The 19,768-nt window shown below is 60.7% G+C and carries 25 protein-coding genes; 11 read left to right on the forward strand and 14 right to left on the reverse strand.

The annotated features are described in order from the left end of the window. Positions 1-9 precede the first annotated feature (9 nt). A complete protein-coding gene (locus tag ACYJRZ_RS06810) occupies positions 10-702 on the reverse strand; it encodes a glutathione S-transferase family protein (RefSeq protein WP_015338534.1) in 693 nt (230 codons plus the stop codon). Between the two features lie 151 nt (positions 703-853). Between ACYJRZ_RS06810 and ACYJRZ_RS06815 the strand changes: the two genes are divergently transcribed. Further along, positions 854-1,651: an undecaprenyl-diphosphate phosphatase gene (locus tag ACYJRZ_RS06815; protein ID WP_459457374.1), complete on the forward strand. Its 798-nt coding sequence runs from the start codon at positions 854-856 to the stop codon at positions 1,649-1,651. Between the two features lie 69 nt (positions 1,652-1,720). Here the strand turns inward: ACYJRZ_RS06815 and ACYJRZ_RS06820 are convergent, their stop codons facing one another. From ACYJRZ_RS06820 to dnaN, 7 genes are all read right to left on the reverse strand, one after another. Further along, the gene (locus ACYJRZ_RS06820) at positions 1,721-1,885 is read right to left on the reverse strand and encodes a hypothetical protein (protein ID WP_459457376.1); all 165 of its coding nucleotides are present in this window, start codon (positions 1,883-1,885) and stop codon (positions 1,721-1,723) included. A 287-nt stretch (positions 1,886-2,172) separates the two neighbouring features. Next, on the reverse strand, positions 2,173-3,153 hold the full coding sequence (locus tag ACYJRZ_RS06825) for a complex I NDUFA9 subunit family protein (RefSeq protein WP_459457378.1): 981 nt from the start codon (positions 3,151-3,153) through the stop codon (positions 2,173-2,175). A gap of 112 nt (positions 3,154-3,265) precedes the next feature. Continuing rightward, positions 3,266-3,553 carry a DUF1330 domain-containing protein gene (locus ACYJRZ_RS06830; RefSeq protein ID WP_075856622.1) on the reverse strand — a complete coding sequence of 96 codons (288 nt, stop codon included), beginning with the start codon at positions 3,551-3,553 and terminating at the stop codon, positions 3,266-3,268. A gap of 27 nt (positions 3,554-3,580) precedes the next feature. Continuing rightward, positions 3,581-4,273, reverse strand: a complete 693-nt coding sequence (pyrF, locus tag ACYJRZ_RS06835) for an orotidine-5'-phosphate decarboxylase (RefSeq protein WP_095433732.1) — start codon at positions 4,271-4,273, stop codon at positions 3,581-3,583. A 1-nt stretch (position 4,274) separates the two neighbouring features. Beyond that, positions 4,275-4,862 (reverse strand): histidine phosphatase family protein, encoded by a 588-nt coding sequence (locus tag ACYJRZ_RS06840; protein WP_459457381.1) that lies wholly within the window; start codon positions 4,860-4,862, stop codon positions 4,275-4,277. Positions 4,863-4,881: 19 nt separating this feature from the next. Then, the gene (pmtA, locus tag ACYJRZ_RS06845; RefSeq protein WP_459457383.1) at positions 4,882-5,475 is read right to left on the reverse strand and encodes a phospholipid N-methyltransferase PmtA; all 594 of its coding nucleotides are present in this window, start codon (positions 5,473-5,475) and stop codon (positions 4,882-4,884) included. A 158-nt stretch (positions 5,476-5,633) separates the two neighbouring features. Continuing rightward, positions 5,634-6,752 (reverse strand): DNA polymerase III subunit beta, encoded by a 1,119-nt coding sequence (gene dnaN / locus ACYJRZ_RS06850; RefSeq protein ID WP_095433735.1) that lies wholly within the window; start codon positions 6,750-6,752, stop codon positions 5,634-5,636. A gap of 252 nt (positions 6,753-7,004) precedes the next feature. Here dnaN and rsmI point away from each other — a divergent pair, with 252 nt between their 5' ends. The 6 genes from rsmI (at position 7,005) to ACYJRZ_RS06880 (ending at position 12,749) form a co-directional block, all read left to right on the forward strand. Beyond that, entirely contained in the window at positions 7,005-7,913 is a 909-nt protein-coding gene (gene rsmI / locus ACYJRZ_RS06855) for a 16S rRNA (cytidine(1402)-2'-O)-methyltransferase (RefSeq protein WP_459457385.1), read from the forward strand. Then, entirely contained in the window at positions 7,906-8,286 is a 381-nt protein-coding gene (locus ACYJRZ_RS06860; protein ID WP_459457387.1) for a YraN family protein, read from the forward strand. The genes rsmI and ACYJRZ_RS06860 overlap by 8 nt, the downstream gene beginning before the upstream one ends. A 101-nt stretch (positions 8,287-8,387) precedes the next feature. Next, positions 8,388-9,383: an endonuclease gene (locus ACYJRZ_RS06865; RefSeq protein WP_459457389.1), complete on the forward strand. Its 996-nt coding sequence runs from the start codon at positions 8,388-8,390 to the stop codon at positions 9,381-9,383. A 98-nt stretch (positions 9,384-9,481) separates the two neighbouring features. Continuing rightward, positions 9,482-9,985 (forward strand): cupin domain-containing protein, encoded by a 504-nt coding sequence (locus ACYJRZ_RS06870; protein WP_459457391.1) that lies wholly within the window; start codon positions 9,482-9,484, stop codon positions 9,983-9,985. A 91-nt stretch (positions 9,986-10,076) separates the two neighbouring features. Next, positions 10,077-11,024: a glutathione synthase gene (gene gshB / locus ACYJRZ_RS06875; RefSeq protein ID WP_152093812.1), complete on the forward strand. Its 948-nt coding sequence runs from the start codon at positions 10,077-10,079 to the stop codon at positions 11,022-11,024. 192 nt (positions 11,025-11,216) lie between these two features. Then, positions 11,217-12,749 carry a YifB family Mg chelatase-like AAA ATPase gene (locus ACYJRZ_RS06880; RefSeq protein WP_459457393.1) on the forward strand — a complete coding sequence of 511 codons (1,533 nt, stop codon included), beginning with the start codon at positions 11,217-11,219 and terminating at the stop codon, positions 12,747-12,749. A gap of 97 nt (positions 12,750-12,846) precedes the next feature. On the opposite strand, the gene cysK is transcribed toward ACYJRZ_RS06880, so the two are convergent. Together cysK and ACYJRZ_RS06890 are read right to left on the reverse strand one after the other, a co-directional pair. Further along, positions 12,847-13,815, reverse strand: a complete 969-nt coding sequence (gene cysK, locus ACYJRZ_RS06885) for a cysteine synthase A (RefSeq protein WP_459457395.1) — start codon at positions 13,813-13,815, stop codon at positions 12,847-12,849. Positions 13,816-13,950: 135 nt separating this feature from the next. Beyond that, positions 13,951-14,568, reverse strand: a complete 618-nt coding sequence (locus tag ACYJRZ_RS06890; RefSeq protein WP_459457397.1) for a LysE family translocator — start codon at positions 14,566-14,568, stop codon at positions 13,951-13,953. Between the two features lie 129 nt (positions 14,569-14,697). Between ACYJRZ_RS06890 and ACYJRZ_RS06895 the strand changes: the two genes are divergently transcribed. The 3 genes from ACYJRZ_RS06895 to ACYJRZ_RS06905 are packed head-to-tail and all read left to right on the forward strand — an operon-like array spanning position 14,698 to position 16,537. Beyond that, on the forward strand, positions 14,698-15,255 hold the full coding sequence (locus ACYJRZ_RS06895) for a cysteine hydrolase family protein (protein WP_459457399.1): 558 nt from the start codon (positions 14,698-14,700) through the stop codon (positions 15,253-15,255). A gap of 23 nt (positions 15,256-15,278) precedes the next feature. Next, positions 15,279-15,911 (forward strand): LysE family translocator, encoded by a 633-nt coding sequence (locus ACYJRZ_RS06900; protein ID WP_459457401.1) that lies wholly within the window; start codon positions 15,279-15,281, stop codon positions 15,909-15,911. After that, on the forward strand, positions 15,911-16,537 hold the full coding sequence (locus ACYJRZ_RS06905) for a hypothetical protein (protein WP_459457403.1): 627 nt from the start codon (positions 15,911-15,913) through the stop codon (positions 16,535-16,537). The genes ACYJRZ_RS06900 and ACYJRZ_RS06905 overlap by 1 nt, the downstream gene beginning before the upstream one ends. Positions 16,538-16,539: 2 nt before the next feature. Here the strand turns inward: ACYJRZ_RS06905 and ACYJRZ_RS06910 are convergent, their stop codons facing one another. Then, on the reverse strand, positions 16,540-16,842 hold the full coding sequence (locus ACYJRZ_RS06910; protein ID WP_459457405.1) for an NIPSNAP family protein: 303 nt from the start codon (positions 16,840-16,842) through the stop codon (positions 16,540-16,542). After that, positions 16,839-17,753 carry a DMT family transporter gene (locus tag ACYJRZ_RS06915; protein WP_459457407.1) on the reverse strand — a complete coding sequence of 305 codons (915 nt, stop codon included), beginning with the start codon at positions 17,751-17,753 and terminating at the stop codon, positions 16,839-16,841. Before ACYJRZ_RS06915 ends, ACYJRZ_RS06910 begins: the two co-directional genes overlap by 4 nt. A 108-nt stretch (positions 17,754-17,861) precedes the next feature. Between ACYJRZ_RS06915 and ACYJRZ_RS06920 the strand changes: the two genes are divergently transcribed. Beyond that, entirely contained in the window at positions 17,862-18,326 is a 465-nt protein-coding gene (locus ACYJRZ_RS06920; RefSeq protein WP_459457409.1) for an Lrp/AsnC family transcriptional regulator, read from the forward strand. On the opposite strand, the gene ACYJRZ_RS06925 is transcribed toward ACYJRZ_RS06920, so the two are convergent. Continuing rightward, positions 18,323-19,216, reverse strand: a complete 894-nt coding sequence (locus tag ACYJRZ_RS06925) for a GNAT family N-acetyltransferase (protein WP_459457411.1) — start codon at positions 19,214-19,216, stop codon at positions 18,323-18,325. The genes ACYJRZ_RS06920 and ACYJRZ_RS06925 overlap by 4 nt on opposite strands. Continuing rightward, positions 19,216-19,686 (reverse strand): dUTP diphosphatase, encoded by a 471-nt coding sequence (gene dut / locus ACYJRZ_RS06930; RefSeq protein ID WP_459457413.1) that lies wholly within the window; start codon positions 19,684-19,686, stop codon positions 19,216-19,218. Before dut ends, ACYJRZ_RS06925 begins: the two co-directional genes overlap by 1 nt. Between the last annotated feature and the right edge of the window lie 82 nt (positions 19,687-19,768).

Below are 19,768 nucleotides of genomic sequence, written 5' to 3' on the forward strand. Positions count from 1 at the left end.
GAGCCCTCGTCAGAAATCCAGATCGGCATAGTGCGAAACTGGTGTGACACCGCGCACGCGCTCCGCCAGGATCGGCCGGAAGGATGGGCGCGACTTCAGCCGCTGATACCATTCCTTGGCGACAGGCGATTCCGTCCAGTCGATCTCACCCAGATAGTCTAGCACGGAAACCGAGGCCGCGGCGGCGAGATCGGCGTAGCTCAGCCGCTCGCCGGCCAGCCACTGCCGCGAACCTGCGAGCCAGGAGAGATACTTCATGTGCTGGCGGATATTCCCGCGCGCCATGCGCATGACCTTGGAATCGGGCGCGCCGCCACCTTGTTCGGCGGTCATCTGCAGCTTGAAGACGCGCTCGCGCGTCAGGGGCCGCGTCACATCCTGCTCCATCTTCTGCATGAACCATTCCGTCAGCCGGCGGATTTCCGCGCGCTGGAACGGATCTTCCGCAAGCAGCCGGCGGTCGCGCTTTAGAACGCCATGCGTCTCGTCGAGATATTCGGAAATGACCGAGGCGCCACAGAGCGCCCGCATGCTGTCATCCACATAGACAGGCAGGGTGCCAGCCGGGTTCAGCGCCAGGAAATCGCGTCGCTTTTCCCAGGTTTGTTCCTCGATCAGCTCCGTCTGATAGCCATATTCCGTCAGGATCAGACGAACGAACCGGGAGGAAGATGACATTGGGTGATGATACAGCGTCGGCATTGGTACTCGGGTGTTTCTGATTGATGCTATGGAGTCTTTTGGGGTCGCTATTTTGCGGCCCTAGTCATTTGTCATCGGTTGAAGCTATAGGATCTTGGCCTAGTTTGCACAAGCGAATCGGGCCGCCCTGCCGTTAGACAAAGGACACGATATGGCTGAACAAATTATTATCGCGTTGGTTTTAGGCCTTGTGGAGGGGCTTACGGAGTTCATTCCGGTCTCCTCGACAGGCCATCTGATATTGCTTGGACATTTTCTCGGCTTCAAATCGGCCGGTACTTTTGAAGTTTTGATCCAGCTCGGCGCGATTCTCGCCATTCTGCTTGTCTATTTCAATCGTCTCGTCCAGATCGCCAGGGCGCTCCCCGTCAGTGCCAAGGCTCGTCACTTCGTGCTTGCCGTCCTATTCGGCTTTCTGCCCGCTGCCGTCATCGGCGCACTGGCGCATGATTTCATCAAGACCGTGCTGTTCGATTCGCCGAAGGTCATCTGTATCTCGCTGATCCTCGGCGGCATCGTCCTGCTCGTGATCGACAGGATCGAGTTCAAGCCGAAATATACCAGCGCCTATGAATTTTCCTGGCCGATGGCAGTCAAGATCGGCTTCTTCCAGTGCCTGGCCATGATCCCGGGAACGTCACGCTCCGGTTCCACCATCGTCGGCGCTCTGCTGCTCGGTGCCGACAAGCGTTCGGCCGCTGAGTTTTCCTTCTTTCTCGCCATGCCGACGATGGTCGGTGCCTTCACGCTGGATTTGTGGAAGAGCCGCCACGATCTCAGCTTCGCCGATGGTCAGCTGATCGTCATCGGCTTTGTCATGGCCTTTATTTCGGCGCTGCTCGTTGTGCGCGCGCTGCTCGACTTCGTATCTCGCCGTGGTTACGCCCCCTTCGCATGGTGGCGCATTGCCGTCGGCGCGATCGGCCTCATCGGTCTCTATTTCGGTTGAGACCGATCGTCGGTGCCGATATCCTGGAAAAAGTGAAGGCCGGTTAAAGCCGGCCTTTCTCATGCACGATCAGTTTCGAGGGGATGCGTCGATGGAACCCGTCGTGCAGGGATCGACGCCGTAGGTCGGCGCACATTCGCCCTTGATCGAGGCGATGCTGCCGCGAGCCACGAAGGAGCCTGCGAGAATCACCAGTGCCGCGCACGCAAACAGAAGCGCGATAGACTTGCCCATCGAAGAATGCCTTTCCGCAGAAGTGTGAAGCGCGCCGCGAACCGGTTCATTGTCCAAGCCTGAGACGCGCGGCTGTGTTAGTCAGTGGAATGAGCAATAGCAATAAATGTTCATATTAAATTTGACGTTAATGCTACTATTTCCGCACTGCGTCTTTTAAGCAACGCTGAGCTGTGAATGGCGGCGCCCGCCAGCTTTCTGAAGCAGGTTTCTGCCGTTGAGGAGCAATAAAAAACGCCGCCTAGCAAAGCCGGGCGGCGCATGAATTTCATGGAACAGCCGAATCGTTAGGCGGCTTTGCCAGAGCCGGTGAACTGGCCCTGCGGGCGGTAGCGCACCAGATAGGAAGGCAGCACGGAAACGAGCAGCGTCGGCAGCAGGCCGATACCCTTCAGGGTGCGTCCTTCCGCTTCCGCCTGCTTGGAAACGACGTTGTCGCTCTTCAGCAGCGTTACCTGATCGGCGGTGATTGGCGGCTTGATGAGCGGCACGAGCGACGCGACAGAGCCGATGAGCGAAGCCAGGCCGAAAGGAATGGAGACGAATGCCTTCTTCCGATTGATGACGGCAAGCGTCGTCTCGAGACATTCGCGGAAGGATAGCACTTCCGGGCCGCCGAGCTCATAAGTCGTACCGGCCTTCAGCTTGCCGTCGACGCTACGGGCGACGGTTTCCGCAATGTCCTGGACGTAGACCGGCTGGAACTTTGTCTTGCCGCCGCCGATCAGCGGCAGGAAGGGTGCCGTGCGCGACATGTCGGCAAACTTGTTGAAGAAATCGTCTTCCGGTCCGAACACGATCGAAGGACGCAGGATGATTGTATCCGGCTTGATCGACTGGATAGCGGTTTCGGCGCGAGCCTTGGTTCGGGCATAGGCCGAAAGCGAATTGGCATCGGCACTGAGGGAGGAAATATGCGTCAGCGAAGCGCCGGCATTGCGGGCGGCTTCCGCAATGGCCTTGGCGCCGAATTCCTGCACAGCTTCGAACGTGTTGCGGCCGCTCGGCGCCAAAATGCCGACGCAGTTGACGACATGCTGAGCGCCTTCGACCGCGCGGTCGATGGAATTACGGTAGCGCACATTGGCCTGGACGATCGAAATCTGGCCGAGATTGCCGAGCGGCTGCAGGAAGCCGGCAAGATCGGGGCGGCGAACGGCGACACGGATGCGATAGCCGCGCTTGGCAAGCGCACGCACGACGTGCCGCCCGATGAAACCTGATCCTCCGAACACGGTAACGAGCGGCGGGAGGTTGGACAGGGTCATGGCAGGCTCCTCGAAAGGCTTTGATTGGGCTTATCTGGTTTCGTCTTAGCCGATCCGTGCGCCGAGGTGAAGTGCTATCGCGCTGCATTGCAGCGTCGGCTTTTCAAGCGGTTTAAACCCCTTCAACGACAACCATTTCGGCGTCTGCCACCTGCTGGCGGATTTTGGCTGCGATCTGGTATTCCGGCGAGTTGTAGCAATCGACGGCATGCTGCAGCGACGGAAACTCGATGACGACGTTGCGGCCGCGCGCTTGCCCCTCAAGCGGCGTGAACGCACCGCCCCGGGCAAGGAAATTCGCGCCGTATTTCTCGAAGGCGGGCTTCGCGGCGGCGACATAATCCTTGTAGCGCTCGGGGTCGCGGACATCCACGCGCGCGATCCAATATCCCTTTGGCATGTTTTCCTCCCTGATTGTTGTCGTGGTTTAGAGCGCGGCGTCCATTTCGGCGAGGATGGCGCGAGCGGCCTCCTTCGGATCGGCGGCCTTGACGATTGGCCGTGCGACGACGAGATGGCTCGAGCCGGCCTTGATGGCAGCCGCAGGCGTCATCACGCGCTTCTGGTCGCCCTTGTCACTGCCAGCCGGACGAATGCCGGGTGTCACCAGCGCCATATCCGGCCCGATGATCTTGCGGACGGCGGCGGACTCTTCGGCCGAGCAGACAATGCCGCCCATGCCGGCGAGATGCGCCTGTTCGGCCCGGCGCAGCACCAGCGTATGCGGGTCATATTCGTAACCGGCGGCGATGAGATCGCCTTCGTCCATCGAGGTCAGCACGGTGACGCCGAGCAGGCAGAGGTCGGAGCCCTTGGCCGCCTCGACTGCCGCCTTCATGGCTTTCGGGTAGGCGTGCAGCGTCAGCATTGACATGCCCATCTTGACGATGTTCTCCACGCCGGAGGCCACCGTATTGTCGATGTCGAGCAGTTTCATGTCGAGGAAGATCTTCTTGCCGCTGGCGGCGAGATCGCGGGCGAATTCCAGGCCGCCGGCAAAGGCGAGCTGATAGCCGATCTTGTAATAGAGGATATCGTCGCCGAGGGCACCGACCACTTTCTCGGCCTCCTGAAGGTTTGGAACATCCAGTCCAACGATCAAGCGGTCGCGTGCGGTCATATCAAGCCCATCCCATCCAGTCTTCCATGGGTGTCCAGTCGCATGAGACGGCACGCTGCGCAAGATCGAAACAGAAAAGATTGCCGCCCCCTGGCGGCTGATCGCCCTGCCGCGCAATCGGCTTTCCTTGCAGATGACATTTCAGCAGGGTGCCAACGCCACCATGGCCGACGAAAGCGATCGGCACGGTCTGATCGTGCCGCGCAAGAACGGCCTCGACATTGGAGACGATCCTCGCCTGCGCATCGATGGCGCGCTCCCAGCCCTTAAAGCTTTCATGTGGGTTGGCGAAGAACCAGTCCGCTGCTTTTTCGAACTCCGGCGGCGCCAGAAAGCCCGTGGCGCTGCGGTCGTTTTCATGCATGGCCTCGATGATGTCGATCGGCGCACCGCTTGCCGCTGCCAGAGCCTGGGCCGTTTCGATCGCCTTACGTTCGCCGCTGGAGACGATCAGTCCCAGCCTGCTTGCCCAAGGCCGGCTCGCCGCCAGTCGCGCCCGCTCGGCGCCAGTGTCGGACAAGCCCCATTGCGGCACGGGCACGGTGGGATCAATGCGCACCTGCGGATGCGTAATATAAAGAGCGTACATGGATTTCTCAGCGATTGTCTCAGCCGCGGCTATAGACCCATAGCTGCGCCGGTGGAATATTGCGGACGATGAAGTCGTAATGGCGGATATGGTATCGGTCCGGCTTGGCAATGATCGGCGACACCGGGCCGTAGGAGATCTGCACCACTGGGCGGCCGGGCGGGATGCGATTCAGCAGGTCTTCGAGAAGCGCAACGCGCGCTTTCATCGGGAAATTGAGGAGAGGAATGCCCGAGACGACGGAATCGAAGGTCTGGCCGCGCAGCACTCCCAGCGTCTTATCGAGATCGAAGGCATCGCCATTGATGAAGTTGACGCCTGGGTAACGGCGGACGAGATGATTGTAGAAATCGGTGGAATACTCGATGGCGACGAGTTTTTGCGGCTCTACACCTCGTCCGAGGATGGCCTTGGTGATCGCCCCGGTTCCCGGCCCAAGCTCCAGCACGGGCAGGCCGGATTGCGGGTTGATGACACCAGCCATCTTGCGGGCCGTGATCGACGACGTCGGAACGATCGAGCCGACGGTCTTGGGGCCCTGCATCATGCCCTTGAAGAAACGAATCTCCTCGTCGAATTTCTTGCCAAGCCGTTCTTTGAGACGCAGCGCCATGCTCTCCCCCCATGATGTTATCGTCGTGACTTACATATTGCTTCTCTAGGATCTTGCAACGGAATGACGCAATAACAAGAGAAAATGTCGCAATCGATAAAGGACCAAATAAAAGCGCCCTGGCGTTGGTTAAACGCATGAAGGGCGCTTTAGTTTCGCTACACCCGCATCGGCATCAGCACATAAAGCGCGTCGTCGCCGGCCGTGTCGCGGATGAGCGTCGGCGAGCCGGCGTCGGCCAGCAGGAATATGGCTGCATCGCCGGAAAGCTGCGCGGTAATGTCGAGCAGGTACTTGGCGTTGAAGCCGATTTCCATCGGGTCCATCTCGTAACCGACGGCGACTTCCTCGGTCGCGCTGCCCGAATCCGGATTGTTGACAGTCAGCAGCAGCTGGCCGTCAGACAGGGCTAGCTTAACGGCCCGGCCACGCTCCGAAGAAATGGTCGACACGCGATCGACGGCCTGGGCGAAGGTCTCGCAATCGACCCGCATTTCCTTGTCATTGTTGGCCGGAATGACGCGCTGATAGTCCGGGAAGGTGCCGTCGATCAGCTTCGAGGTCATGACGATGGAGCCGATGGTCAGGCGGATCTTGGCGTCGGAGACTTCGACGGTCACGATCGCGTCCGGCGTGTCCACGAGCTTCTGCAGTTCACCCACCGTTTTGCGCGGGATGATGATCCCAGGCATGCCTTCGGAGCCAGAGGGAGCGCTGACATCGGCGCGTGCCAGGCGATGGCCGTCCGTCGCAACGGCACGGAGCTTCAGGTCGCCGCCGCTTTCGATCGTATGGAAGAAGATGCCGTTGAGGTAGTAACGCGTCTCCTCCGTGGAGATCGCAAACTGCGTCCGGTCGATCAGCATCTTCAGATCGGAGGCCTTCAGCTTAAAGGAATGGCTGAAGCTGCCGGCAGTCAGATCCGGGAAATCGGATTCCGGCAGGCATTGCAGCGAGAATTTCGAGCGGCCGGAAGCAACCGTCATCGAGCTGCCATCGGTGTTGGTGGCGAGAAGCACTTCCGAACCGTCCGGAAGCTTGCGCACGATGTCGTAAAGCAGATGCGCGGGAACTGTGGTGGCGCCGGCCTGTTCGACATTGGCGGGCGTTGCCTCGGTGATTTCGAGATCGAGGTCGGTCGCCTTCATGTCGAGGTTCGTGCCGTCGGCCTTAAGCAGCACGTTGGACAGGATCGGGATCGTGTTGCGACGCTCGACCACGCGATGCACGTGGTTCAGCGACTTTAGGAGGTTCGACCGCTCAATTGTAATACGCATGGATGCTACCGCTTTCGACCGTGACTAGCCGGGCGGCCCGAGGCGCCCGAGCGACATGTTTTCGGACAAGGCCCGAAAGATTGGACAGGCAACTTGGCAGACTTCTCCATCCGAATGCAAGAGGCATGGATCAATTGCCAAGCGCCAATTCGCCATTTCGGCGGCAATGCTCCACAGGAATTGCGCCGCTCTTGCCGTCCGTGCGCGCCTCGCCCATAAAGGCTGCTTATAGCAAATGAATTCAGGACCGGCATGAACGAAGAGCAATTAAGCAGCGGAGCGCGCAGTTTCCGCCTGCATAACAATCAGATCCCAGCCCGTCCTCTCGAACCGGCGCTCTATCTCGTCGCGACGCCAATTGGCAATCTCGGCGACATCACGCTACGGGCGCTGGAGACGCTGGCTGGTGCCGACGTGCTGGCTTGCGAGGATACGCGCGTGACGCGCGTCCTGCTCGATCGCTATGGCATCCAGAACAAGCCCTACGCCTATCACGAGCACAATGCCGACGAGGCCGGTCCCCGGCTGCTGCAGGCTTTGGAGGCCGGTCGGTCTGTTGCGCTTGTCTCCGATGCCGGCACGCCGCTCGTTTCCGATCCCGGCTACCGGCTTGCGGTGCAGGCGATCGAAGCGGGCTATAAGGTCGTTCCCATTCCCGGCGCTTCGGCCCCTCTGGCGGCTCTCGTCGGCTCCGGCCTGCCGAACGATGCCTTCTTCTTCGCCGGTTTCCTGCCCGCCAAGGACAAGGGTCGCCGCGACCGTCTGGCCGAATTGGCAGCCGTGCCGGCGACCCTCATCTTCTTCGAATCGCCGCATCGCATTGCCGCGACCCTTGCCGCTGCTGCCGATGTGCTTGGCGGTGAGCGCGCGGGCGCCGTATGCCGCGAGCTGACGAAGACCTTCGAGGAATTCCGACGCGGCACACTGTCCGAACTCGCGTCGTTCTATCATGCCGTTGACAATGTGAAGGGCGAGATCGTCTGGCTCGTCGGCCCGCCGGCGGAAAGCGTTGCGGCGCAGGCCGATGTCGATGCCATCCTCGCCGATCTCTCAGGGACGATGCCGACAGCCAAGGCCGCGACCGAGGCTGCGCGCCTCACCGGCCTGCCGCGCAAGGAGCTTTATCAGCGCTTGCTCGACATGAAGGAGCGCCATGGCTGAGCCGGGGTTTCAGGGTGGCGAAAAGCTCAAACGGCAAAAGGCCTGGCGTCGTGGCCATGTGGCCGAATATCTCGCCGCAGCCTTCCTGATGCTCAAGGGCTATCGCATCCTGGCCATCCGTCACCGCACCAAGCTCGGCGAAATCGATATCGTCGCCCGCAAGGGCGATCTCGCAGTCTTCGTCGAGGTCAAATCGAGGCGTGGGGCACAGGAGGCGATCGACGCCGTTTCCTTCTCCTCGCAAAACCGCATCCGTGCCGCAAGCGATCTCTGGCTTGCCCGCCAGCCGGATTTTGCCCGCCTGTCGCAACGCTACGACATCATCGCCATGCTGCCCGGCCGCTGGCCCCGGCATTTTCCGGATGCGTTTTGAACACGGCGTTACAGGACCGTCATAAAATCAGCCTATTGCCGGACCGATGAAGCGTTCGCGACTTCCGCCGCGCTCACAATGCTATTTTGACAGGCTTCACTATGATCCGTAACACCGTTTCCGCATTCACCGTTCCCTCGCAGGAAGAGCGCAAGAGCTTTATTTCACTCGAAAAGACCGCAGTCGTTCACGCCGAGAAGCTCGCATCGCTCGTCTGTCTGAATACGGTGCGCATCGGCGGGGCGGATGCCAAGGTCCAGGCTCTTTCCTTTCCGTTTACCGTCGCTGCCTGGAATCTCGAGCGCTGCCTCTTTCCCGAGGAAAGCGCGGCCAAGCTGCGGGAGACCGGCGCGCCGCTGATCCTGCTGTCGGAAATGGATCTGGGCATGGCCCGCACCGAACAGCGCGATCCGACGGCGATCATCGCCGGCGAACTCGGCATGAACCATGCTTATGGCGTCGAGTTTCTGGAGTTGAGCCTCGGTTCGGAGATCGAACGCTCCTTCTGCAAGGACGATTTCAATGAGAAGGGCTTTCATGGTAACGCTCTGATGGCCTCCGTCGCCCTGAAGGATGCCTTCATGATCCGCCTGCCCGGCGAGGCCGTCTGGTTCAATGACAGTAACGAGCAGCCGCGCATCGGCGACCGTTGCGCCGTCGGCGCCATCGTCGAGACCGAGGCGGGTCCGATGGTCGCTGTTTCGGTTCACCTCGAAAGTGTTGCGACCGCTGCCTATCGCGAGCGGCAGATGGCGGCACTGATCGATGAGGTCGAAGCCTTCGCACCCGGCCTGCCGATCCTGATCGGCGGCGATCTCAACACCGGCAACCACACCGGCGGCGATTATTCGACCGATACGCTGTTCGCGATGGCCGAGGGCCGCGGCTTCGAGTGCCATGGCGGACCGCTCGATCAGACGAGCACGCGCCCGAGCCTAATCACGCGCTTTCCCGATCGCACCATGAAGCTCGACTGGTTCATCACCCGCGGCTTGAAGATCGGCGAAAGCCACCTTGTTTCCTCCCTCAATGACGAGGGCAAGCCACTCTCCGACCACGATATGGTCGTCTGCACAATCGAAGGTTTTTCCGCCTGATCGCTGCAATCATTAAAATGCACTCAGTTTCATGAACTTTGCCCTTACCCGTTCCATGCGATGAGATCACAGACGCACATGGAATTTTGGGGGATTGCATGGTCTTGAAACTGATGTTGGCGAGCATGGCGGCCTTTGCCACCCGTGCCGCGCCGATTGTCCTCGCTATGCCGCAGTCGAAGAGCTTCGTGGCAGGCGCCAGCAACGAAATGGAAATGAATCCGTCGCCTATCGAGCCTTCCTGGGTTTTGTCGGGCAATCCGGTCGCCCGCATCGCCGAACACTCGCGCGGGCAGGACGATGCCGCAATGACGGCGCTGTGGGATTGCACGGCAGGCGAGTTCCGCTGGTATTTCGGCTGGGACGAAACGGTGATGATCCTTGAGGGTGAGGTGCATATCACCACGGAAGACGGCATAGAGCGGACGCTCAGCGCCGGCGACGTCGCTTATTTTGCCGGCGGCACCTGGGCGACATGGCGCATCGATCGCTATCTGCGCAAGGTTGCCTTTCTGCGCAAGCCGTTCCCTAAGCCTCTGACCATGGCGTACCGTCTGCGCAACCTCGTCCGGCAGGGCAACACGCAGGGCCTCGCCGCCTAAGCGAGGCCACTTGACGGAAGTCCTTGAATAGCCGTTGCGTTTGGATGCGGGCCGACCTACATCTGTCCGCAAATTCGAGCGAGGGCTGACTATGGCTGGTATCAAGAATGTTGCGGTCCAGATGGACCATGTGAAAAGCATCAACATTGCGGGTGATTCCACCTTCGCCATGAGTCTCGAGGCGCAGAATCGCGGCTATAAGCTCTTCCACTATACGCCCGAGCGGCTGAGCATGCGCGACGGCAAGATCTATGCTTCCGTCGAGCCGATGATCCTGCGCGACGTCAAGGGTGATCACTTCGAGCTCGGCGAACCCGAACGCGTCGATCTCTCGACGATGGATGTGGTGCTGCTGCGCCAGGACCCGCCCTTCGATATGGCCTATATCACCTCGACGCATCTGCTCGAGCGCATCCATCCGAAGACGCTCGTGGTCAACGATCCGGCCTGGGTGCGCAACTCGCCGGAAAAGATCTTCGTCACTGAGTTCGCCGATCTCATGCCGAAGACGTTGATCACCCGCGATCCGGCTGAAATCCGTCGCTTCCGCGATGAGATGGGCGATATCATCCTGAAGCCGCTCTACGGCAACGGCGGCGCCGGCGTCTTCCACTCGACGCGCGACGATCGCAATCTCTCGTCTCTCCTCGAAATGTTCGGCCAGCTCTTTCGCGAACCCTTCATCGCCCAGCAATATCTGCCCGACGTGCGCAAGGGCGACAAGCGCATCATCCTCGTCGATGGCGAGGCCGTCGGCGCGATCAATCGCGTGCCAGCCGAGCATGATGCCCGCTCCAACATGCATGTCGGCGGCCGTGCCGAAGCGACCGAGCTGACGGCACGCGAACAGGAAATCTGCAAGCGCATCGGACCGGCTCTGAAGGAGCGCGGCTTCCTGCTCGTCGGCATCGACGTCATCGGCGACTATATGACCGAGATCAACGTGACGTCGCCGACCGGCATCCGCGAAGTCAAGCGCTTCGGCGGCGCCGATATTGCCAGCCTGCTCTGGGACGCGATCGAGGCCAAGCGAGCCTGATCGGCAATTACGGCCACGCTTTCAGCTGAACGATCTATTCACCTCCTGCATGTCGTTGATTTCGATATATGGGGTGAAATTTTTGTTCGTTTATTGTTCTTGTTTCATTCTTTGTCTTGTGCCAGATTGCAACCCGAGGTTTGCTGATCTGGGTGGCTAGCGGCCTGCGAGTCTGGGGATAAGGGACAAGAGATGGTAGCGCGCGTCAGTACGGTGGCGTTTCAGGGCAATGAGGGCGTACCCGTCGAAGTGCAAGTGATGATCGCGCCGGGCAAAGTGCTGATGCACATCGTCGGCCTGCCCGACAAGGCTGTGGCCGAAAGCCGGGAACGGGTCCAGGCGGCGCTGCACGCCTCCGGCCTTGCCCTGCCGCCAAAGAAGGTGACGGTCAATCTCGCGCCGGCGGACCTGCCCAAGGAGGGGAGCCACTTCGATCTTGCGATCGCGCTCGGTCTGATGGCGGCGCTCGGTGCGATCCCAGCCGATGCTCTTTCGTCCTACACCGTTATCGGTGAACTCAATCTCGACGGCACGATCGCGCCGGTTGCCGGCGCGCTTCCGGCGGCAATCGCCGCCAATGCCATGGGCAAGGGGCTGATCTGCCCGGCCGAAAGTGGACCGGAAGCTGCCTGGGCCGGCAAGGAGATCGATATTCTGGCGCCGCGAAGCCTGATCGCGCTCGCCAACCACTTTCGCGGCACGCAGGTCCTGTCGCGGCCGGAACCGTCAGTCCGTGCCAGTGCAACCAACCTGCCCGATCTTGCCGATATCAAGGGCCAGGAAAGCGCCAAGCGCGCCCTGGAAGTAGCGGCCGCCGGTGGCCATAATCTGCTTTTCGTCGGGCCGCCCGGCTCTGGCAAATCCATGCTCGCCTCGCGCTTGCCGTCGATCCTGCCGCCCTTGTCGACGAACGAGTTGCTGGAGGTAGCGATGATCCATTCGATCGCCGGCCAGCTTTCCGGCGGCAAACTCTCCGATCGACGCCCCTATCGCGCGCCGCATCACTCCGCCACGATGGCAGCTCTTGTCGGCGGCGGTCTGCGCGCCCGGCCGGGGGAAGTCTCTCTCGCCCATCACGGCATTCTTTTCCTCGATGAGCTGCTGGAGTTTTCGCCGCAGGCACTCGATGCGTTGCGCCAGCCGCTGGAAACCGGCGAATGCGTCATTGCGAGAGCAAACCATCGGGTTTCCTATCCGGCCGGCATCCAGCTTGTCGCGGCGATGAACCCCTGCCGCTGCGGCATGGCCGGCGAGCCGGGGCACACTTGCGCCCGTGGCCCGCGTTGCGCTTCGGATTATCAGGGCCGCATTTCCGGTCCGTTGCTCGATCGTATCGATATCCGCATCGACGTGCCGGCGGTCTCCGCCGCCGACCTCATCCGGCCGACAGCCTCGGAAAGCAGCGCCGACGTCGCACTCCGCGTTGCACGCGCCCGCGAGCGGCAGCGGGAACGCTTCGAACGAGCCGGCATGAAGGATGTCAGCACCAATGCCCGCTGCTCGACGGCGATGATCGAAACCATCGCCGAGCCGGATGCCGCCGGCCTGCAATTGCTGCGCGATGCGGCCGAGAAGATGAAATTCTCGGCCCGCGGCTATCATCGCATTCTCAAGGTCGCACGAACGCTTGCCGATCTTGATGACAAGCCGACCGTCGGACGCATCCATCTCGCCGAGGCCATCTCCTATCGCATCGCCGGAGAGCGGTTGATGGCGCATGCTTGAAAATTCGATGCTCAGGTGTCGCCCGGTCACATCCGCCTGCTCAAAATGAAAAAGGGGCGCCGCAGCACCCCTTTCCCAATCAGTTGCTGTCGTTAGTTCAGCCGCCCAGCCCTTCGAACAGCGCCGTCGAAAGGTAGCGCTCGGCGAAGGACGGTATGACAACGACGATGGTCTTGCCTTCGTTTTCGGGACGCTGGCCGATCTTGATGGCCGCCGTGAGTGCTGCGCCGGAGGAGATGCCGACCGGCACGCCTTCGAGCTTGGCGACGAGCCGGGCTTGCTGGAACGCCTCGTCATTGCTGACGGTCACCACCTCGTCATAGACATGCGTATCGAGAACTTTTGGTGCGAAGCCGGCGCCGATGCCCTGAATCTTGTGGGGTCCGGGATTGCCGCCGGACAGAACAGGCGAATCCGCCGGCTCCACGGCGATGACCTTGATGTCGGGCTTGCGTGCCTTCAGCACCTGGCCGACACCGGTGATCGTGCCGCCGGTGCCGATGCCGGATACGAAGATATCGACCTTGCCTTCGGTATCGTTCCAGATTTCTTCGGCCGTCGTCTTGCGATGGATTTCCGGATTGGCCGGATTTTCGAACTGCTGCGGAATAATCGCATCCGGCAGTGACGCGGCCAGCTCTTCGGCCTTGGCGATCGCGCCCTTCATGCCCTTCGCTCCCTCGGTCAGCACCAGCTCGGCGCCGAGCAGTGCCAGCATCTTGCGGCGCTCGATCGACATGGTTTCCGGCATGGTGAGGATCAGCCTGTAGCCCTTGGCGGCGGCGGCAAAGGCGAGCGCAATGCCCGTGTTGCCCGAGGTCGGCTCGATCAGCACGGACCGGCCGGGAGCGATCTTGCCCTGGGCTTCCAGGCTTTCAATCATGGCGACGCCGATACGGTCCTTCACGGAGGCGATCGGATTGAAGAACTCGAGCTTTGCCAGGAGGTTGGCCTTGACGCCCTTCTCCTTCGCCAGCTTGTCGAGGCGCACGATCGGCGTATCGCCGATAGTCTCGGTGATCGAGGCATAGACGCGGCCGCGGCCGGGTTTGCGGGTGTCGGACATGGGTAGCTCTCCCTAGATTGGATTATGCAATGACAATAGGATCAAACGCGCGCGGAAACCAGAGTGCGCACCCGTTCCTCGCGTGAAGCGCGTGAGAAAAGAATCTCTCAAGGGCCTTCTTTAAGGATGTTTTTTTCAGGCGGTGCGCATAGCGATGAAGGCAGCGGTCGTGGCGAGGATGCTGGCGGCGACCCGATTCAGGAGCTGCAGCGCCCTCGGCTTCTTGAGGAAGGTCCGCGCCCGCGACGCCAGTAGCATATAAGGCACCAGAACGATCAGCAGGACGACGAAGGTCGCCGCCACTAGCGTTACATATTCGCGCAGCCCGATGCTGCCGATATCGATCAGGGTAGGCACCAGCGCGACGTAGAAAAGCATGGTCTTGGGGTTGCCGAGCGTGACAAGCAGGCCGGACAGGAAGGACATGCCGGCGCTGTTCGATTTCTTCGCGGCGATGTCGGCAGCAAGCAGGCCCGCTGTCCAGAGCTTCCAGGCGATATAGCCGAGATAAAGCGCACCGGCGATCTTGATGACGATGAAGATCTCGGTGAAAGTCTGCGCGACAAACGCAAGCCCGAGGACGACCGCCGTCAGATAGATCGTATCGCCGAGCACGAGGCCCAAGCCCATGAAGAAGGTCTCCCGAAAATCGGAGCCGAGGGCGCGCGCCACGATTGCCGTGATGCCTGGGCCGGGAATGGCCGCCGCGACGAAGAGCGCGCCGCAATAGGCGAGCAGGGATGCGAGCGTCATGGCCATTTCCTCCTCAGATGGTACCCGCTGTATCGCACCACCTTTGCGTTTTCAAGCGATTGCGCCGATGCTGCGAACATATTACGAAGGCATTAACGGCGCGTCGAAACCGCTTTGCCCAAGGATATCATGTCTTCCGCATTGCTCCTGATCGATCTTCAGAATTCCATCCTGACCGGCCTCGGCACGCCCGTTCGCCAGCCTGATATCGATGCCGCGCTGGAGACGGTGATCGCCAAGCTCGCAGCGTTGAAACACAGCGCCCGCGCCGCCGGTATTCCCACCTTTATCGTTCAGCATGACGGCGGCCCGACCCATCGCTTGGCCAAGCGCAGCGAAGGCTGGCAGCTGCGCCGGGAGATCGCGCCGGAAGCGGGTGATGTCGTGGTGCATAAGACGAGCTGCGATTCCTTCTTCGAGACGGATCTGGAGGCGCGGCTCAAGGGTCGTGGCATCACTCATCTCATCGTCGGCGGCTGCATGACCCAGTTCTGCGTGGATACGACCGTGCGGCGCGCCGTTTCGCTCGGTTTCGATGTCTCGCTGATATCGGACGGTCACACCACGGCGGATATGGGCAAACTGAGCTTCGAAGAGATTGTCACCCACCACAATATGCTGCTTGACGGCTTCGATGCCGGGCCGCATGAAATCAAGCTGGTCGCATCCACCGAAATCTCTTTCTGAAGTCCTTTCCCGCCGGAGGCCCCATGCCGCATCTGACCAGCATGATCACCTTTGCCCTGATCGCTCTCGGCATGGTGCTGACACCCGGGCCGAACATGATCTATCTGGTGTCGCGTTCGATCTCGCAGGGGCCGGCGGCCGGGCTGATCTCGCTCGGCGGTGTCGCCTGCGGCTTCCTCTTCTACATGTTCTCGGCCGCGCTCGGCATCACCGCCTTCGTTTTCGCGGTTCCCTTCGCCTATGATGCACTGCGGCTGGCGGGTGCTGCTTACCTTGGATGGCTCGCCTGGAATGCGCTGAAGCCCGACGGTCGCTCGGTCTTTCAAGTGCGCGAGCTTCCCAAAGATAGTACGCGCCGGCTTTTTACGATGGGGCTGGTGACGAGCCTGCTGAACCCGAAGGTCGCGATCCTCTATTTGTCGCTGCTGCCGCAGTTCATCGATCCCACCGCCGGCAGCGTCTTCACTCAATCCATTGTGCTCGGCTTTGCGCAGATCATTATCAGCGTGACATTCAATGCCATCTTTGCGCTGAGTGCCGGCTGGATCGCGATGTTTCTCACTCAGCGCCCATCCTTCGCGCTGGTGCAGCGCTGGCTGATGGGCACGGTGCTTGCCGGGCTCGCAGTGCGCATGGCTTTCGAGGCGCAGCGTTGATGCGGAGCGTTTCGCCGCCGCTCGCTGCCAGCCTTCTGGTGCTCGCATCGTTCTGGAACGCTGCTTCTGCCGCGGAGACCGGAACACAGACGATCGTCTTCATGCGCCATGGCGAAAAGCCGGAAGCTGGTCTTGGCCAATTGAGCTGCCAGGGTCTCAACCGGGCGCTGGCTTTGCCAGCGGTGCTGACAAAACTCTTCGGCAGGCCGGCAGCGATCTTTGCGCCGGATCCGTCGAAGCGAAAGGAAGATTCCGGAATTTCCTACGATTATATCCGGCCGCTTGCGACCATAGAGCCGACGGCAATCGCCCGTGGAATGCCTGTTGATACCAGCTTCGGCTATGAGGATATCGACGATCTGAAAGCCGAGCTGAAGAAGCCTGTGTATGCCGGAAAGCTGATTTTCATCGCCTGGGAGCACAAGCAGATCGTCGATCTCGCCCGCCAGCTGATGAGCGAGAATGGTGGCGATGAAAAAGCGGTGCCGAAATGGCATGGCAAGGATTTCGACAGCCTCTATGTGCTGCGCATCGGCGGCGGCAAGACCGGATCAGGCGCGACCTTCGAGAAGGTGGCCGAAGGTCTCGATGGTCGCTCCGATGCTTGTCCGAATCCGGCTAAATAGTCTCAGAATACCGGCCGCATGAAGCTGCGCTCATAGCTGATGATGCAGCGCGTTTCCTCGCCATAGGCAAGGGCGGCCAGGCATTCCGCATCTTCAGGTATTTTCAGCCGATAGTCCTCATAGGCGGCAAGGCTCGGGAAGCTGAAGAGCGCCAAGGCGATGTTGCTGGCGCCTTCATGCGGCATGAAATAGCCGTGATGCGTGCCGCCCATGCGGTTGACCAGGGGGATCCAGAGCTTGGCGTAATGCTCGAACTGGGCAAGCTTGTAAGGGTCGATGACGTAACGAAGATAGCAGGTGATCATTCGGCGGCGCCTTTGGAAAGATGGTGATTTCTATTCCAGGGCAGGGGAATCGTCCATCCCAGATTCATGCCGGCCGCGGCCGCGAGGATGGTGATCGCGCCGATGATCTGGGCTGCGCCGAGCACATGGCCGAAGGCGAAACGGTCGACCACGATAGCGGCGATCGGATAGATGAAGGAGAGCGCCCCGGTCAGGTGCGTCGGCAGCTTCTGGATAGCGCCATAGAGCAGCACATACATCAATCCGGTATGGACGACGCCCATGGTGACGAGGATCAACCAGCCGCCGACATCCTGAGGTGCGGCCGAGAAATTGGTGAAGGGCGCCAGCATCAGGATGCCGGTCGAAACCTGGATGAGTGCGATCAGGTGCGGCGGCGTGCCCTTCAACCATTTGGCGGCGATCGCCGCCAGCGCATAGAAGAATGCAGCGCCCAGCGAAAGCAGAATGCCGATCGCATAGCTTCCGCCACCCGCTGCCTCCGCCGGCTTGCCTTCGACGATCACGGCCATGCCGGCAAAGGCGAGACCCAGCCAGAAGAGCTTGGTGAAGGTGATCCGTTCGCCGAGGAACAATGCGCCGAGCCCCAGCAGCATGAAAGGCTGCGTATTGTAGACCGTCGTAGCGATAGAAATAGAAGCGTGGGAATAGGCCGCGAAAAGCAGCAGCCAGTTGAGAACAATGGCGATCCCGCCACCGACGGCGATGGAAAATGTCTTGAGATTGAGGATGCCGGGGCGGAGCAGGCCCATGGCAGCGCAGATAACGAGCAGCGTCAGCGCGCCGAAGAAGCAGCGCCAGAAGACGACGCCGGTCACGGGCTGCCCGGACATCAGCACGAACCAGCCGATCGTGCCTGAAATCAGCATCGCCGTCGTCATTTCCACCGTGCCGCGCTTAATCTCGCTCATTGTCTTTGCTCCCGACTATCTACGCCAATCATATTGCGGTATCGGAGCCGATGATATAGATTTAGTAAGGTAAAAATGCTGAGAAGCCTAAATAAATGAGGCTATATTATGGGTGTTCCTAACGCGAGCCTGGGCCTGGATGAGATCGATCAGCGAATGCTGGAGGCGCTGGCGCGCAATGCCCGTATATCACTGAAGGAATTGGCGGAAGCGGCCAGCCTGTCGTCGCCGAGTGCGGCGGAACGTCTGCGGCGGCTGGAGGAGCGCGGAATCATCTCGGCCTTCACCGTCGATATCGCGCCGGAAGCAATCGGCTATCCGCTGCAGGCGATCGTCCGCATCCGGCCTCTGCCTGGCCAGCTGCATGTCGTCGAGCGGATCATTCAGGAGACGCCCGAGTTCATCGAATGTGACAAGGTCACCGGCGATGACTGCTTCATTGGGAGACTGGTGGTGCGCTCGATGGGCGAGCTTGACGGCATCCTGGACAAGATCGCCGAACGTGCCGAGACGAACACGTCAATGATCAAGGCGACGCCGGTTAAGCGCCGTCTGCCGCCGCTTTCGCGCTAGAATTCCGCCATCGGCGAAAGCATGAGCGGCCCGGCAATATCATCTGCCGCTTTGCCGCGTACCATCAGCATCGTGTAGCCCTCATAAAGCTCAAGCGATACCTCGCAATCCAGGCGGTCCGGAGAAAAGCAGATTTCGATGCGCTCGGGTTCGATATCAAGCGCTGAGACGATGGTCGCCAGCGAGGGGATGGCAGGTCCCGCAATGTCGAGAAGCCAGAAAGTCGCTCCGTCAAACGTCCATGCGACGACCGTTTCATCCCAGAGCGCCGACAGGCGGATCGCGGAATTGAAGCAGGCATTCAGCAGAAACATCTCCGTCTGCCTGACAACAGCAAAGCGGGCGGAGACCGACTGACGACCTTGCAGGAGCGTCTTGAGGAGCCGCAGATCATCAGGCGCTTCCAAAGAGAGCTGCCGCGCTGTCAAATCAGATTTCTGAAGCTTCGGCGTCTGCGCAACGAAGATATGCTGCGGCAGGATGCTAAAACCATACCGCTCATAGAGCGCCGGTTTGTCAGTGAGCAGCATATCAAGTTCGTAGCCCTCAGCCGTGGTGTGGGCAAAGGCGCGCTGCATGAGATCGCGATAGAGGCCGCGTCCGCGCCATTCCGGGCGGACTGCGCCGGATTGATAGCCCGCCGCCTTGACGGCCCTGCCATTGATGATCATCGGCATGGAGAATGCGCTGAAATTGGCGACGCAGCGGCCTTCATCATCGAAATAGCCGAACGGCATGCTTGTCGGGTCCGGGCCGCCAAGTTGATCCAGGAGGCTGACATCGATCGAGAACGTATCTTGCAACAGATCGACAAGCGCATTCCACGCGGCGGGATCGTCGAAATAACCCTGCCGGAACGTCAGTCCGTGGTCTCGCCCCAGTTCGGACATCAGACGCCGGTGGAGCCGAAGCCGCCGGCGCCGCGTGCGGTTTCGCCGATCGCGGAAATCTCGGCGACACGCACCTGCGTCACCGGCGCAATTACCATCTGAGCGATACGCATGCCGCGCGTGATTTCGAAGGGCTCATCGCCAAGGTTAGCCAAAATTACCTTCACTTCGCCGCGATAGTCGCTGTCGACGGTGCCGGGGGAGTTCAGGCAGGTAATGCCGTTCTTGAAGGCAAGCCCGGAGCGCGGACGGATCTGCGCCTCGAAGCCGTCGGGAACTTCGAAGATGAAGCCCGTGGGAACGAGGGCCCGCTTGCCGGGCGCGATCGTCAGCGTCACGCCCTCTTCGACAGCGGCGCGGAGATCCATGCCGGCGGCGCCCTTAGTCTCGTAGGCGGGCAGTTCCAGGCCTTCGCCATGCGGCAGGCGGATGAGGTTCAGCGTCGGGCTGATATCGGTGCGAATGGTCATGCGGCATTAGTTTGCGCGCGAAAGCCGGAGGTCAATTGCATTTCGGCCGTTGAGTCGCTAGATACGGCGCCAATTCACAGGA

The sequence above is a fragment of the Rhizobium sp. No.120 genome (assembly GCF_054558365.1).